Consider the following 15286-nt stretch of genomic DNA (forward strand, 5'->3'; position numbering starts at 1 on the left):
GCGTAGGTGAATCGTCGTCTCAGGCGATCACAGGAAACGATAGTTTAGCGTTCCGATGAACGTGCGTCCGACACCCGGCACCGCGCGTCCGCCATCGGACGGGACCAGCGCGTCGTAGTACTTCTTGTCGGTCATGTTGAGCACGTTGAACTGGATGTCGAACTTCTTCGCGTGATACGCGGCCATCGCGTCCCAACGCGTGTAGCCCGGCACCGATACATAGTTCGTGTTCGCCGCATAGCGCGACGACATGTACGTCGGACCGCCGCCGATCTCCCAATTCGGCGTGAACGCATAGGTCGTCCACAGCGTCAGCATGTTGCGCGGCGTGTTCGCGAGCGAGTGGCCGGTCGTGCCGTCGAGCGCCTTCAGCACTTCGCCGTCCATGTACGTGTAGCCGCCGAACACCTGCCACTTGTTGGTGATGTGGCCCGCGACGCCCAACTGATAGCCACGCACGCGGACGTCGCCGTCGAGATGGTAGCCGCCCGTCGAATCGGCGGTGCGCGCGTTGGTCTTCTCGATGTTGAAGAGCGACTGCGTGACCGACAGCCCGCCGCCGAGCAGGTCCCACTTGGCGCCGACTTCATAAGAGCGGTTGTTCTCTGGTGGCAGATTCTGCTGGCCGTTGGTCAGCGTCAGCGCTTCGAGCGACGGGTTGAACGACGTGCCGTACGACACGTAATACGACTGCCAGTCGGACGGCTGCCAGATGATGCCGCCGCGCACGCTCGTAAAGAAGTTCGTCTGCGTGGCATACGGGGGCTGGTTGATCGAATTGTTGATCGCCGCTTCATAGCGGTCCCAGCGCACGCCGCCCACGACCTTCCAGTGCTCGCCGATAGAAACCGTGTCGTTGACATAAAGGCCGATGCCATTCGCGCTCGATTCCGCGAGATTGGTCGCGACAGTCCGCGTGCTCGCGGGCCGCGTCGTGTACACCGGATCGACGAGCGGCACGATCGCGAGCGTGTTGAGCGGCAACCCCGCAGCGGTCGCGGTGAAGGTCTGGTTGCTGTACGTCTCGTGACTCAGGTCCACGCCGGTCACGACGTCGTGCTTGAGGAAGCCGGTGTCGAACTTCGCTTCGAGATCGGTCGAGTTGTAGACCGAGTGATCGTTGATCGTGCGGTTCTTGCCCTGCAACTTCACATACAGCGACGACAACGGCAGCGTCGTGTAATTGCCGTTCGTCAGCGCGGTCGATGTTCCGAGCGGACCGGTCAGCACGGCGGCCGGATTGGTCGCGCGCGCCTCGGTGCCGTAGTGGCTGAACTGCGTCTGGTTGCGCAGCGTGAGGTTGTCGTTGAAGCGGTGCTTGATGCGCGCCGAAACGGTTTGCACGTCCTGAATCGTGCGGTCGTCGGTGAAGCCATAGAAAGTCTTGCGATCGACGGGCGCCGGATGACCGTTGAGCGCCGGCACGCCGTAGTCGGGCTGGTCGCGGTTGTGCTCGATCAGCGCGGTCAGCGTGACTTCGGTCGGCGTGCCGATGCCGAACTTGATCTCCGGCGCGATACCGTAGTCCTTGCTCTTCATCACGTCGCGCGTCGTGCCGATGTCCTGACCGAACGCGTTGACGCGCACCGCCGTCGTATCGTTGATCGGCTGGTTCACGTCGACGGTCGCGCGATAGCGATCATGCGTGCCAGCCATCAGGGAGACGTCGGCGCGCGGCTTGAGGTTCGGCTGCTTGCTGACCTGGTTGATCACGCCGCCCGTCGAGCCGCGTCCGAAATAGAGCGACGACGGGCCGTACAGCACGTCGATCGATTCGAGGTTGAACGTGTCGCGATAGTACTGGCCGCGGTCGCGAAAGCCGTCGAGGTAGATGTCGGTGCGCGCCGAGAAGCCGCGCAGGTTGATGTTGTTGCCGATCTGGCCGGCTTCGGCCGCGCCGATCGTGATGCCGGGGACGTTGCGCAGCGCATCGCTGAACGACGTGACCGCCTGCGATTGCAGCAGGGCCTTCGGCACCACGGTCACGGCCTGCGGAATGTCGCGCAGCGCAGTCGGCACCTTGGCGCCGACGCTCGACGTGTCCGCCTGGAAGTCGCCGCTCGTGTCGGCGTGACCGTTAACGCGCACGGCGGGCAGTGTGCTGCCTTCGGCGGGCGCGGCGGTGTCGGCGGCGGCCGGGGCCTGCGCCTGTGCGCTTTGCGTGGCCGGTGTTGCCGGTGCGGTGGCCTGCGGTGCAGCTTGCGGCGCGGTCTGAGCGTAAAGCGGCGCGGCGACGGGCGCGGCGACGATCGTCATCAAGGCCGCGGCAAGCGGCGTCTTCCTCAACATGCGAATCCCCGATACTTGAAGTTTTTTTGCTCGCGGGCGCGACCGATGTCGCCTCCCGCGGCTGGATGCCAAACTGGCCGGAATGGATAGGCTGCCGCCGTCGCGCCGGACTCGCTGGCGGAAGCCATCGATAGTTAAATGCGAATCGTTATCATTACATGAGTAAGAATTATTAACAAGATGCCGAAAAGGGGAATCCCTGCTGAAAGCAGCAATCAGATGAGTCGAGTTATTACATATTGCTTTCTGTGTGGTACGCTCTCGGCTGTCTTTGGGGAGTAGCCGGCTTCCGTTTCCGGAAGCGCTCATGTCAACACGCTTGGTCGGATCGACCGTGGCATGAGCAGCCGTCGCACCTTTTCAGGTTGGCAAGACCATCGACATGTCAGCGCGGCCGGGCGCGCGGGCATGTCGCATGTTCACGCCCGGCGCGCACCCTCCTGCATGAATATCGCCTCCACACTTCTGCTTGCCGTCGCCATGTCGACGGATGCCTTCGCTGCCGCCGTCGGAAAAGGCGCCGCGCTCAACCGGCCGCATCTGCGCGAGGCGCTTAGGACGGGTCTCGTCTTCGGTCTGATCGAGGCCGCGACGCCGCTGATCGGCTGGGCGCTCGGCCGGGCCGCCGCGCCCTATGTCGCTTCGTGGGATCACTGGATCGCGTTCGGACTGCTCGCGCTGCTCGGCTTGCGGATGATCCGCTCAGGGTTCGGCACGCCTGAGCCGCACTCCGAAAAACCGAGCCGCCATTCGTTCTGGCTGCTCGCGCTGACCGGCTTCGCCACCAGCATCGACGCGATGGTGGTCGGCGCCGGCCTCGCGTTCATCGACGTGAACATCCTTTCGACGGCCGCCACCATCGGCCTCGCGACCATGGTGATGGTCACGCTCGGCGTGATGGTCGGGCGCTTTCTGGGCGCGGTCGTGGGACAGCGGGCGGAAATCGGCGGGGGCATGATACTGATCGCGATCGGCTCGTTGATTCTCGCCGAGCACCTCGGATACATGGGATAAGCGCGCCGGCCTTGCGGCGGCGCGTGCAGGCGGCGATCAGCCGGGGAACGTCCGGCTGATCGCTGTTAGTTGGACAACGAGAGGAACGGCGAAACGAGCGGATTCGGCGGGAAGGACGTAATACCCGACTGCTTCGAGAAGCTGTAGCGGACATACACCGCCGCGAGCCACTCGCGATACTGATACGCGTTGCCAAAGGCCGCCGTCGCGCCGAACGCGAGCTGCGGCGCGAGCTGGTACTCGCCCGTCGCGTTGAGCGAGTAGGACACGCCGGTCTTGCTCTGCTCCGGATAGACGGCGCCGGCGTCGGGCGCGAATCCGAGCCTCGCGTAAGCCGCCTGATAGCTGGCGTTGGTCGGGAAATAATCCGACTTGTCCTGCCGGTAATGCTGCACGCCGATCGATCCCTTCAGATCGTACGAGAACAATCCGGTGCGCCCCATATATTCGACCGGGAAGTTCAGGATCACGTACTGCTGCGGACTGAAATAGCCGCCCTGACCGTAGGTGAAGTAGGACAGGTTCTTGTCGTAGTGCATCAGCGTGGTGTTCGCGCCGACGGTCAGCGTCTGGTCCGCGTCCTTGATGAGGCGCGTATAGATGCCGCCGCCGCCCTTGACCGCGTTGTTGCTCGCGACGTTCTTGCCGTCGAGATACTGGAAAGCCGCGTTCAGGTAGACGCCGCTCGTGCCGTCGTCCCAGCCGAGGTCGCCGCGCACGCCGTTCGACGTCACGCCGCCCCATTCGAGGCCCGCGAAGCTGTCGCGCGCGCCGGCGTAGGAGAGCAGGCTGTCCGTGACCGCCCGCCGCGCGACCGCGACCGAATACGACACCTTGTCGGTGATCGCGTTCTGGTACTGCACGCCGCCGACCACGGTCGTCTCGCGGAAGCCGAGCGGCGTCGAGCCGACGTCGCCCTTGAGGTTGCGGTTCTCGTAGCCGACCGACACGCCGACGCCCGTCGCCGTCTGCGAGCCGTACGGGTTGGTGAGCGCGTTGGCCGGCGGCAGGCCCGTCACGGGCCCGAGGCCGGAGCCGAAGCGCGCGAGCGTCTGCGAATTGGTTTCGGCGTTGCCGGCGTCGAGCGTGACGGGCGTCACGCGCACGACGACGTGGCCGTTACCCGCCTTGATGCGGCCTTCGATGGGCGCTTCGATGTCGGTCAGGTTCGACAGTCCGTCTTCGCCGTTGCGATTGCGAAACACAATCCCGCCCGACACGGTGCTCGCCTGCTCGCGCTCGATCTGCGCGAGTTCTTCCGCGACGCCCTGCGTCTGCGCGTTCGCCGCCGCCGCGCCCGCGGGTTGACGGGCTTGAGGCTGGGTCGGGTTGTACGGCTGGGCGTATCCCGCTGGCGGTTGCGGGATGTACTGCTGCTGCGCGTAGGGCTGGTAAGGCTGTTGCTGCTGCGGATAAGGCGGCTGCGGATACGCCTGCTGCTGCGGATACGGCGCCTGCGGATACGTCGGCATGGCCGCATATTGAGGCGCGCGCGCCGGCGCCTGCTTCTTGCTCGTCGAGCGCTTCGAGCCTGCGGCCGGCAACGGGACGTCGGCGGCATAAGGCTGCGCGTCGCGCGCTGCCGGCGACATCGGCCAGGGCGTGCTGACGTAACCATTTTGCGCGGGATAAGCCGGTTGCTGCTGATACCCCTGCGCGGGCGCCTGCTGATACTGCGGCGCGCCATAGACAGCCTGCCCGTCCTGTCCCGGATACGGTTGCAGCGGGGCGGCGGCCGGTCCGCCAGACTGTCCGGAGCCGTAAGTATCGGGACCGTAGCCGCCGCTCGCGGCAACCGGACGCGTCGCGCCGGACGGCGCGCCGGGATTCGCATAAGGCGCCACATAAGGCGCCACATAGGGCGCGGGCTGGGAAGGCGGCAGATAGTTCGGCACGGCTTGAGTCGGAGAAGTAGTCGGCTGGAAAGGGGCCGAGGAATAAGGCGCGGCCGTCGTCGTATCGACAGCCGTCTTGCCTTCGAACGGATTGGTGCCCGGCAAGGGCGCCGCGCCGACGCGCTGCATCGCGGTTTCCCAGCCGCGCGGCACGTTCGACGGCGCCCCGGCAGCGCCACGGGCAGTCGGCGCGAGCGGTGTGTTGGCCGCGACGAGCGAGCGTTGCAGATACTGCGCCGCGAGATCGAGCTTGCCTTCGGCGCGATACATCCGGCCGACGGCGGCGAGCGTCGCCGGATCGCCGGGTGCGGTCGCCAGCGCCTGATTCGCGAGCGATTGCGCGTATCGATAATCCTTCGTGGCCGTCGCCGACGACATCGCCGCCAGTTGCAGCCCGAGGTCGTCCGGACGGCGAGCGAGCGCCGCGCGATAACTCCTGAGCGCGCTCGCATCGTCGCCGGCGGAGGTGTAGAGGCGCGCGAGCGCCGCCTGCAGATCGGCGTTGTCGGGCATCGCGGCGAGCCACGGCGCGATCACGTCGTAGGCGGCGGCGAGGTCGCCGCGCAGCCGCACGGCATCGCACTGCTTGATGACGATGCCGAGATTCAGATTGTTGAAATCGGTGCGCTGCTGCGGCGTGAGCGGCATCGCCGCGAGCCGGCGCATCACGGAGCCGAGCTCGGCCTCCTGCTGCGCCGCCGACAGGATTCCCGCGTATTGCAGCAGCAGACCGGGATCGTTCGGCGCGGCGCTCATCGCGCTGCGCACGAGTGCGAGCGCGCGCGACGGGTCGCCCGCCGTCACATAGGCGGAGGCGAGCGCGCCGATCAGTTCCGGCGAGCCATACGCCACCGGCTCGGCCGCCTGCAACGTCGCGAACGCCTGCTGACGCTGGCCGTTGCGCGCGAGGCGCGTGGCGAGATCCGCCTGGCTGTGAACCCACAGCCGATGCTGAAGCGACGTCATCGCGGCGCTGCGCTGCGCGGGCGCAATGCGGTCGAGTTGCGCGAGTCCGGCCGACCAGTCCTGCGTTTCCGCCGACAACAACGCGCTCGCGTAGAGCGCGTCGGTCATGTCGGGATGAGTCGCGAGCAGGCCGTCCATCATGCTGCGCGCGTTCGCGGCGGCGCCCTGGCGCACGTAGATGCGCGCGAGGTCGAGGCGCAGCCACGGATCGTCGGGATTGTTGAGGAGCGCGTCTTCGAAGAGACTGCGCGCGCTGCCGAGATCGCCGCGCGCTTCCGCCGCGCGCGCCTGCGCGGCTTGCGCTTCGCCGCGCAGCTTGTTGACGCCGCCCGCCTTCGACTGCTGTTCGGCGTTCAGCCGGTTCGCGAATTCGAGCGCCTCGTCGCCGCGACCCTGCGCCGCGAGCGCGCCGACGAGCCCGCGGATCGCGTCGGGATTGTCGGCCTGACGGCGCAATGCCATGCGGTACGCCGCTTCCGCGCCGCGCGCGTCGCCCGTGGCGAGCAGCGTTTCGCCGAGCAGCGTCTGCGCCGTCACGTCCGACGGATTCACCGCGATCGCGCGTTCGAACAGCGCCTTCGCCTTCGCGTTGTCGCCGTTGCTGCGCGCGCCGATCGCCTCGCTCGTGTAGGTCCAGTAGGTCGCGCTCGTGAGCGCGTCCTTCCAGCGCGCGGGGTTTCCCGCCCGCGACGCGCGTTCGAGATAGGTGCGCGCTTCCGCGAATTTTTCCTGCTTGAGCGAGGCGATGCCCATGCCGCCGAGCGCATCGGCGTCGTTCGGATTCGACGCCAGCACCGACGAAAACTTCGCCCGCGCCGTGACGAGATCGCCGCGGTCGAGCGCGGTGAAACCTTCGGCGACCGTGCGCCCGCGCGCATCGACGACCGCGTCGGCCTGCGCGCGCTCGCGGGCGGCCTTGTCCTGCTGCACCGTCGAATCGAAGCGGGCTTTGACGGCCGCGTCGTCCGGCGAGGTCTGCAAATACGCCTGGAAGAGCGGCGCATCCGACGCGCGCGCGCCGAGCCACAGCAACGCCTGCCGCCAGCTTTTCCTCGCCTGCGCGCCGACCGTGCTGTCGTTCGACAGTTGCGCGAGCCGCGCGATGCCGTCGCGCCGGGTCGAATCGCGGTAAGTCAGATGCTGCGCGTACGCGAGCGTGTAGCGCGGATCGCCGGGATTCTGGCGCGCGAGCTGTTCGAGCCCGCGACGCGCTTCGTCCCAGCCCTGCGGCGTCGCCGCGAGCGCCTGGAAGTATTCGAGCTGAAGCGCGGGCGTCGACGGCTTGCCTTCGATCGCGCGCTTGTACTCCTCGACCGCCGACGCGCTCTGGCCGCTCTGCGCGAGGCGGCGCGCGTCGTTCACGGTCTGGTCGCGGGAACTGGTTTCGCCGAGGCGTCGGCCGAGTTCGTCGATGTTCGGATAATTCGGCGCGGCTTCCCGCAGGCGCGCGAGATACTGCTGCGCGCCGCTGCCGTCCTTGCGGTCGGCGAGCACCATGCCCATGCCGAAGAGGGCGTCGGGCTGCTTCGGGTCGATGCGCAGCACTTTCTGCCACGCCTGCTCGGCGAGGTCGCCGCGCTTGTGCGCCTGCCAGTACTTGCCCTGGTCGATCAGGACGTTGAGCGGATCGGCCGCGGCCTGCGCGAACGCGACGGCGGGCGCGCTGGCGGCGAACGCCGCCGCGATGCCGAGCGCGAGCGCGCTTCTTTTTGCGCGAATCAGCATGCGCTTCTCCAGCTTGGCACGAGACGGCCGGCTTCGTCGAAACGATAGCGGCCGTCGATGAATCCCGTGCCGAACAAGCCCAGCACACGATCGTAGTAGACAGGGTCGCGTCCGGCGCCCGGCGAGGGCGCGTCGAACGCGGCGAGATGCGTGCGGGCAAGGCCGAGCCCGCGTTCGTCGTTCAATGCCTTGAAGTACGGCGCGAGCGCGGCCCAATAGGACAGCGGGCCTTCGCCGCTCGCCGTGCCGGTCGCGACCGCGACGCGCTCCGGCGGCACGCCCGTCTGCGCGATGCTCTGGCGCATGCCGCCAAGCGCGGCGAGCCACGGCTTCGCGAGCGGATCGGCGGGCGCGGCGAGCCCCGCCCACAGATAGACGCGAATCGCGTCGTAGCTGCCCGCGTCGCCGTTTTTCGGATCGACGACGAACTGGCCGTCCTTGTACGCCGCCCAGTCGGGCGCGTAGCCGTGCGGCGCGGTCGTCTTCACCAGCTTGTAGGCGTTCTCGGCGATGCGCGTCCACGGGCCGCCGGGCGCGTCGTGCGCGAGCGCTCGCAGCACCGAAAGCGGCAGATAGCTCGGATTCAGGCGCGTCACGTCGCCAGTGCGGAAACCTTGCGGACCGGGCAGGAGCATCGGCCCAAGACCGGCCAGATCGACGACTTCATGCTTCACGATCTGTGCGGCGAGCGCCTGCCCGAGCTTCGTGTACGCCGGCTCTTTCCAGAGGCGTCCGGCTTGCAGGAGATCGTAGGCGATCCACAGGTCGGAATCGGAGGCGGAATTCGGATCGAGCACGCCGAACGAGCCGTCGGGCTTTTTCCCCCACTGCCACGCCGGAAGCTGCACGTTTTGCGCATCGAAGCGATTCGCCGCGAGATTCGCGCGCGTCCAGTCGACGAGGCGGTCGAAGGTCGCGCGGTCGTTCGCGACGAGCGCGAAGAACATCCCGTAGGACTGGCCTTCGGACGTGGTCTGCTGCGCGGGCGTCGAGTAGTCGATCACGCGGCCGTCGGCCGAAACGAAGCGCTCGACGAACGTCCGGTACGCCGGCCAGTCGGCGCTGCACGCGGCGGCGTTCGCCACGCTGACCGCGAGCAGCATCGCGGCCGCCACGGTCGTCTGACGGAGGGCATGCCGCATGTCAGTCCCTCAGGCGGCGCGCGGCGATCGCACGCAACGCACGGTAGAACAGCGCGGCGATGATCAGCGCGGCGAGCAGGCCGGAGAGCACCAGCAACAGCGGATGCGACGACAGCGCCCAGCGCATGTAATGCATCGGCGACAAATGACCGACGTAGTACGCCTCGCCGTTCGACGTCACCGTGACCGAGCGGCCGTGGATCACCGCCATCGCGCCCTGGATTTCCGGCAGCAGGTCGTTGTCGAGGAGGGCGGCGCTCAGGTCGGCGTCCGACTGGCCCGCCGCGCTGATGAGCGCAACCGCGCTCCGGCCTTTCTTCAGCGGCGATTCGAAGCCGGTGATCAGCGCGTCGCCGCTTGAACTCACAAGCGAGAGGTCCGCGCGCGCGGGCGAGCGCTCGACGCCGTGCGGCCCGTGCCACCAGTCGACGACCTTGTACGCGACATCGGTCAGCTCGAACGTGCGCGCGTCGCCGTCGCCGGAGAAAGGCATCGACTTCGACCAGCGTTGCAGCAGCGGCTGGCGTCCCGGTGAGCCGAGGATCAGCAAGTCCTTGTCGGCGAACTGGTCGACCTGATCGGCGGACGCGACCGCGACGTTCGTCGCCGGATAGCCCGTCGATGCGCCCATGCGCCCCATTTCGAGCAGGAACAGGCTGTAGTCGGCGGAACCGGCGTCGTTCGGCAGGATCACGGCGGTCTGCGACAAATCCGCGAGACGCGTGAACGGGAAGCCGCCGTTCGCGAACGCGGCCAGATCGGGCAGCGCCATGTAATGCGGGAAACCGGAGAGGTCGATGGTCGAATTCGGATCGATTGCGCCGACGACGTTGTCCAGCACGCGCCCCGTGCATTCGCCCGTTTTCGGGATGTCGTAGTGGAAGTGCAGGCGCAACTGCGCGCGCGGCGTGAGCAGGAGCGGCGGCACATAAATCTCGCGGCGCGCGGCGACGGTCTTGTCCGGCATCACGCGGCTGAAGTACTGGCCGAGATCGAACGTCGATGCCGACACCGCCGGAATTCGCAGCGACTGCACGAAGCCGTTGTTCACGCTGATGTTGAGCGACGAACGGTCCGGCGCGGGCCGCACCGTATAGCGATATCCGAGGTCGATCGGCACGCCCTTCGTCTGCCACATGAAGAGGTCGGGCGGCACGCGCAGGTTCACGCGCACGGCGTCGGCGTCGTAGCCGGTCGCGGTCAGCTCGCGGGCGTCCGCCAGTTCGCCGAAGCGCACCGGACGGTCGGTCGCGAGCCAGTTTGGCGCGTCGTACGGACGACGCGGCTGGAGGTCGGTCAGTTGCGTGATCGTCGCGCTCGCGCCGGACAGCGCGTTCTGGCCCATGCCGAGCGCGCGTGCGGCGGTTTTCAGTTCGGTGTCGTTGCGGCCGAGCACGAGCAGGAAGCGTCCGCGCGCGGGCGCCGGGCGGTCGACGACGGCAATCGTCGGCCCGGAGACCGGCGGAATCTCGACGCCCGCCGGATGCGAATCGGACGTCGCGAAGATCACGGCGTTGCCGGAAAGCGGCGCGTTGTCGATCTGCGCGGGGAACACGGCGCCGCGATAACCCGCGAGCGAACCGAACCACGATGCCACCGAGCCCGCCGCTTCGAGCGTCTGGCTCGTCGGCTTCTGCGCGAACACGAACGGCAGTTCGAGCCGGCGCACGTCGCGGCGGTCGAAGAACGGCGCGGGCAGCGCGGCGAGATCGGGCTTGCTCGCGAGAAACGCGTAGCTCAGGTCGAGCGAACTGGCGTTGCTGACGGTCGCCCAGAGCGTCGAATTCGACGGGTCCTCGCACTGCTGCGTGTAATGGCCGATCAACTGCACGTTCAGGTGGTTGAACTCGGTGATGAAGCGCGGATCGATCGCGACGTCGCGCGCGACGAGCGTGCCCGCCTGATCGCGCGGCACCGGCAGCGTCGCCGCGATTTCGCCGTTGATCAGCACCTTCAACTGCGAGATGTTCGGCAACAGCGACGGCGAATAGCTGTAGATCAGATGCAGCACGGCGGCCGTCACGACTTCGTCGCCGCGCACGGAGAACGGCACGCCGTTCTGGCCGTCGGTGCCGCGCAGTTGCAGCGGATCGAGCGCGCCGAGGTCGGCGAACGTGAGCGTCTGACGGCGCCCGCCCGGCACGAGCGTGCCCGGATCGGCGGTGGTCGGCACGCGCACGGTGAGCGGCTTGCCCTGGTTGCCCGAGAACGCCGGCACCGGCATCGCCAGCGCGGGCTGCGCGACCGTCGCCGGATTCAGCACCACGGCCGGACTCGGCGCGGGCACCGAGCCGACGCCGGTCGCGTCGGTTGCGCTCGGTGCGCTCGCCGCCGTGGCCGCGCTCGCGAGCGGCGCCGCGAACGCGGTCTGCAACGCGATCCAGACTGCCAGCACGCGCCCGAGGGGTCTTTCGCAGAAACGTGGCGTGCGCTCGCCGGGTTCGTGATCCACGCGCAACTTCGAGAAGCTCTTGCCCATTTTCAGTCTTTCGTTTTCAGCTTCTTGGTATCGATGGGGCGCTTGGCGCCGAGCCACGTCCGAAGGTCACTGTGAAGATGTTCGAACAATCCTGCGATGCCGCGCGTGCCGACCAGCAGCACATGCGACAACCCGCGCAGGGGCGTGTCGGCGAGACGTCCCTCGCCCCATTGGGTCCAGGCATCCGCGCGCGCGAAGGTCGTCTTGACGAACTCGAACTCCTGTTCGCGCGTGAGCGTGGAAAAGCGCAGGCCGACGCGCCCCGGCGCCGTGAAGCCGACCGTCGCGGGAAACGCGTATTCCTCGTCGCCGCGAAAGAGCGAGACGGTCACGCGCTCGTGCATCGGCACCTCGATCTCGCTCGGCAACTTCACGCCGACGCCGCCTTCCGAGTAGTCGATCGTTTCGCACGCGAGCGTGCGGCCCGTCGAAAACTTGAGCATCACGGGCATCTGCATGTGCACGCGATGCGTCGTGCGGACCTGCTTGCGCTCGCTCGCCGCCGCGACGCTCGCGCCGAGAATCAGCATGTTGTAGACGGTCCAGCACAGGTTCAGGATGGTCGTCTGCACTTCGCTTCGCACGTCCCAGTACAGCCAGATATGCGCGACGCCCGCGACGAAGCCGATCAGGTTCAGCAGCAGCAAAAAGAGATAGGGACGCGAGATCGACCAGTCGAAATAATCCTTCGCGATCTGGCCGCCTTTCGCCGTCACGTTGAATTTGCCAAGCTTCGGGTTGATGACGGCGAGCAGCGTCGGCGCCGTGATGTACGACGCCAGCACCGATTCATACACTTCGGCCCAGAACGAATGGCGGAAGGAGCGCTGCATCCGCGAATTCGTGATGCTCGCGTGCATCATGTGCGGCAGCGCGAAGATCGCGATGGTGCTCGCCGCCGCCTCGATCACATGCGCGCCGAAGAACAGGAACGACAGCGGCGCGGTCAGGAAGACGAGTCGCGGGATGCCGTAGAAGAAGTGCATCATCGCGTTGAGATAACACAGGCGCTGGCCGATCTTCAGGCCGCGGCCCGTCAGCGGATTGTCGATGCGGAAAATCTGCGTCATGCCGCGCGCCCAGCGGATGCGCTGGCCGATGTGGCCCGAGAGACTTTCCGTCGCGAGGCCGGCCGCCTGCGGAATCGCGAGATACGCGGTCGTGTAGCCGAGGCGGTGCAGCTTGAGCGCTGTATGCGCGTCTTCGGTCACGGTTTCCACCGCGATGCCGCCGATTTCTTCCACCATCGTGCGGCGCAGGATCGCGCACGAGCCGCAGAAGAAGGTCGCGTTCCAGAGGTCGTTGCCGTCCTGCACGAGCCCGTAGAACAGTTCGCCTTCGTTCGGCACCTTGCGGAACGTGCCGAGATTGCGTTCGAACGGGTCCGGCGAGAAGAAATGGTGCGGCGTCTGGAGCATCGCGAGCAGCTTGTCGCGCAGGAACCAGCCGAGGCCGATTTGCAGGAACGAGCGCGTCGGGATGTGATCGCAGTCGAAGATCGCGAGATATTCGCCCTTCGTGATCTTCAGCGCCTCGTTGATGTTGCCGGCCTTCGCGTGGCGGTTGTGCGTGCGGATCGTCCAGTGGACGCCGATTTCCTCGCAAAACGCCTTGAACTCCGGGCGACGGCCGTCGTCGAGTACGTGGATCGCGATCTTGTCGGTCGGATAGTCGAGCGCGAGCGCGGCGTAGATCGTCGGCTTCACGACCGAGAGCGGTTCGTTGTAGGTCGGAATGAAGATGTCGACGGTCGGCCACTCGGCGCGCGACGCGGGCAGCGGCATCGGCTTGCGCTTGAGCGGCCACGCGGTCTGGAAATAGCCGAGCAGCAGCACGATCGTCGAATAGACTTCGGCCGAGACGAGCAAGAGTCCCCACGCGGCGTCGAGCGGACGCTCCCAGTACGTGGTTTCCGTCAGTCGCCAGAACATGTAGCGGCCCGAGGCGACCACCGACAGCATGATCATCACGAGCGTCGCGTACTGGCCCTGCAGACGGCGAAAACCGAGCGCGAAGAGGAAACAAAGCGTGGCGAACGCGAGTTGCTCGCCGAACGCGAGCGGCACCGTCATCACGAAGTACAGCGCGACGACCGCGAACAGCGTCACGAGAATCGTCACCGGGCGGCTCGCCCAGATGCGCGCATCGACGAAACGTTCGAGGCGCGAAGCCTTCTCGGCCGCCTCGGGCGTGGCATTGGGCGTGCTCATGCGACGTTCCTCGGCGAGACCTGCATCGTGTCGATCGCCGACAGCAGCCAGTCGCCGCACGCGCGCAGATCGGCGGCGGCCTGCGAGAGCGGGTCGTAATGGATGAGCGTGGTGTCGCATGCGAGCGATTCGCTCACGCCTTCGTCCTGATGGATCACGCCCGGAAAAAGCTTCGCGCCGAGCATGTTGCGCAGCACCTTCAGCACGTCCTTGCTCAACTGGCGCGACTGGTCGACCTGATTGACGACGTAGCCCTGTCCGCCGAAATCGCTGCGCGGCGACGCGTAATTCTCGATCATGCGTTCCATCTGCGGGATCGCGGCGTAGGACGCGGCGTCCGCGAGCACGACGTTCAGCGCGAAATTGGCCGCCGTCAGCGCCGTGCGCGTGTAGACCGACGAACCCGGCGGCGTATCGACGATCACGATGTCCGACGGATCGAGCGCGAGCGTGTCGAGCGAATGCGCGAGCCACGCCGGCTCGCGGTCGACGTGCGCCTCGAAGCGGCGGCGGTCGTTTTCGAGCACCGCGCCGTAGGGCAGGACGGTGACGCCGTCGACGCCGTCGAACATCACGCTTTGCCAGGCGTCGCCAGCGAGCGTCGCGCGCGAGATGCCGTCGATGCTGTCGAGCGGAATGCCGAAATGCAGGCGCAGCGCGTTTTGCGGATCGAGGTCGAGCACGATCACGCGGCGCGAGCGCGCGGCGAGCACGGACGCGAGATTCGCGGCGAGTGTCGTCTTGCCGACGCCGCCCTTGGCCGATACCACGGTAATGACTTTCATGAGCGCGGCGTCCGGCTGGTGGCCCACGCGCGGCTCGCGGCGGGGTTGTCGTGGCGGGCGTCGTCCGGGTCGGCGAGCGAACCGCGCAGGCGATCGAAGACCGAGACGAGCGACTTCTCGGCCGCCGCCGGGACTTGCGGCTGCGGCGCGGCATCCGGCGCGGGCGAGGCGAAAAGCTTGCCGAGGATCGAGTGCGGCGCCGGGGCGGGCGCTTGCGCTTGCAGAACCGCCGGGCGCGCGGGCGGTGCTGCGGGCGGCGTCGCGAGGGCGGCGCGCAACGGCGTCTGGGCCGGGCGCGATGCGAACGGATTTGCCGCGGCGGGCCCAGCCGGTGCGAACGGTGCAACTGGCGCAGCCGGCGCGACCGGAGCCGCAGCGGGCGACGTCGCCGCCAGCGTGGCTGCTTCGGCCGACGGCGCCGCTTCAACCGCATCCGCGAAGCGCGACGCGCCCGGCGCGACAGCCGGCAGCGTCACATTGCCGATCGGCGGAATCGTGCGCCGGTGCGCTCGGGCGAAGAGCGGCGGCTTGCCGCGGTTGATCGGCGTGGGCGAAGCGTCGGCCGCCGCATCGCCGCGCGCACCGCGCGCCGTCGGCAACTGGACGTCGCGACGCTGCGCGACCTCGGGAATCGGCGGCTGCGCGAAATCGAGCGTCGCAAGGAGCGGCCAGCGCGTGCGTGCCGAGCGCGCTTCGTTCTCCTTGCCTATTTCCTGATAATCGCCGGCGTTGCCGCCGAAGTGCTCGAATAACTTTTCGATGTCCCGCGAAGTGTTCATGA

Annotated in this window: 8 protein-coding genes and 1 riboswitch; of the genes, 1 reads left to right on the forward strand and 7 read right to left on the reverse strand. The window is 67.4% G+C overall.

Features of this window, described 5'->3' with window-relative positions; genetic code table 11:
• Nucleotides 1–27 precede the first annotated feature (27 nt).
• Nucleotides 28–2289 (reverse strand): TonB-dependent receptor, encoded by a 2262-nt coding sequence (locus AWB66_RS02060; RefSeq protein WP_087628581.1) that lies wholly within the window; start codon nt 2287–2289, stop codon nt 28–30.
• A 261-nt stretch (nt 2290–2550) separates the two neighbouring features.
• Nucleotides 2551–2719, forward strand: a riboswitch (yybP-ykoY riboswitch).
• Nucleotides 2720–2733: 14 nt separating this feature from the next.
• On the opposite strand from AWB66_RS02060, the gene mntP reads away from it, so the two are divergent.
• Nucleotides 2734–3303 (forward strand): manganese efflux pump MntP, encoded by a 570-nt coding sequence (gene mntP / locus AWB66_RS02065; protein ID WP_087628582.1) that lies wholly within the window; start codon nt 2734–2736, stop codon nt 3301–3303.
• A gap of 65 nt (nt 3304–3368) precedes the next feature.
• On the opposite strand, the gene AWB66_RS02070 is transcribed toward mntP, so the two are convergent.
• From AWB66_RS02070 to bcsP, 6 genes are read right to left on the reverse strand one after another with little or no spacing between them, the layout of a single operon-like run.
• Nucleotides 3369–7889 (reverse strand): cellulose synthase subunit BcsC-related outer membrane protein, encoded by a 4521-nt coding sequence (locus AWB66_RS02070; RefSeq protein WP_087628583.1) that lies wholly within the window; start codon nt 7887–7889, stop codon nt 3369–3371.
• Nucleotides 7883–8992, reverse strand: coding sequence for a cellulose synthase complex periplasmic endoglucanase BcsZ (gene bcsZ, locus AWB66_RS02075; RefSeq protein ID WP_235020959.1), 1110 nt, complete (start codon nt 8990–8992; stop codon nt 7883–7885). The genes AWB66_RS02070 and bcsZ overlap by 7 nt, the downstream gene beginning before the upstream one ends.
• Nucleotides 8993–9032: 40 nt before the next feature.
• Nucleotides 9033–11510 carry a cellulose biosynthesis cyclic di-GMP-binding regulatory protein BcsB gene (gene bcsB, locus AWB66_RS02080; RefSeq protein ID WP_087628585.1) on the reverse strand — a complete coding sequence of 826 codons (2478 nt, stop codon included), beginning with the start codon at nt 11508–11510 and terminating at the stop codon, nt 9033–9035.
• 2 nt (nt 11511–11512) lie between these two features.
• On the reverse strand, nt 11513–13720 hold the full coding sequence (bcsA, locus tag AWB66_RS02085) for a UDP-forming cellulose synthase catalytic subunit (protein ID WP_087628586.1): 2208 nt from the start codon (nt 13718–13720) through the stop codon (nt 11513–11515).
• Nucleotides 13717–14505, reverse strand: coding sequence for a cellulose biosynthesis protein BcsQ (gene bcsQ / locus AWB66_RS02090; protein ID WP_087628787.1), 789 nt, complete (start codon nt 14503–14505; stop codon nt 13717–13719). Before bcsQ ends, bcsA begins: the two co-directional genes overlap by 4 nt.
• Nucleotides 14502–15284: a cellulose biosynthesis protein BcsP gene (gene bcsP / locus AWB66_RS02095; protein WP_087628587.1), complete on the reverse strand. Its 783-nt coding sequence runs from the start codon at nt 15282–15284 to the stop codon at nt 14502–14504. The genes bcsQ and bcsP overlap by 4 nt, the downstream gene beginning before the upstream one ends.
• Nucleotides 15285–15286: the final 2 nt, after the last annotated feature.

This window comes from Caballeronia telluris (assembly GCF_001544495.1).
Taxonomy (GTDB): domain Bacteria; phylum Pseudomonadota; class Gammaproteobacteria; order Burkholderiales; family Burkholderiaceae; genus Caballeronia; species Caballeronia telluris.

What these genes read in the sequence shown, in the direction of transcription:
- AWB66_RS02060 (WP_087628581.1), bottom strand. Translation starts at nt 2,289, where the DNA reads ATGTTGAGGAAGACGCCGCTTGCCGCGGCCTTGATGACGATCGTCGCC.
- mntP (WP_087628582.1), top strand. Translation starts at nt 2,734, where the DNA reads ATGAATATCGCCTCCACACTTCTGCTTGCCGTCGCCATGTCGACGGAT.
- AWB66_RS02070 (WP_087628583.1), bottom strand. Translation starts at nt 7,889, where the DNA reads ATGCTGATTCGCGCAAAAAGAAGCGCGCTCGCGCTCGGCATCGCGGCG.
- bcsZ (WP_235020959.1), bottom strand. Translation starts at nt 8,992, where the DNA reads ATGCTGCTCGCGGTCAGCGTGGCGAACGCCGCCGCGTGCAGCGCCGAC.
- bcsB (WP_087628585.1), bottom strand. Translation starts at nt 11,510, where the DNA reads ATGGGCAAGAGCTTCTCGAAGTTGCGCGTGGATCACGAACCCGGCGAG.
- bcsA (WP_087628586.1), bottom strand. Translation starts at nt 13,720, where the DNA reads ATGAGCACGCCCAATGCCACGCCCGAGGCGGCCGAGAAGGCTTCGCGC.
- bcsQ (WP_087628787.1), bottom strand. Translation starts at nt 14,505, where the DNA reads ATGAAAGTCATTACCGTGGTATCGGCCAAGGGCGGCGTCGGCAAGACG.
- bcsP (WP_087628587.1), bottom strand. Translation starts at nt 15,284, where the DNA reads ATGAACACTTCGCGGGACATCGAAAAGTTATTCGAGCACTTCGGCGGC.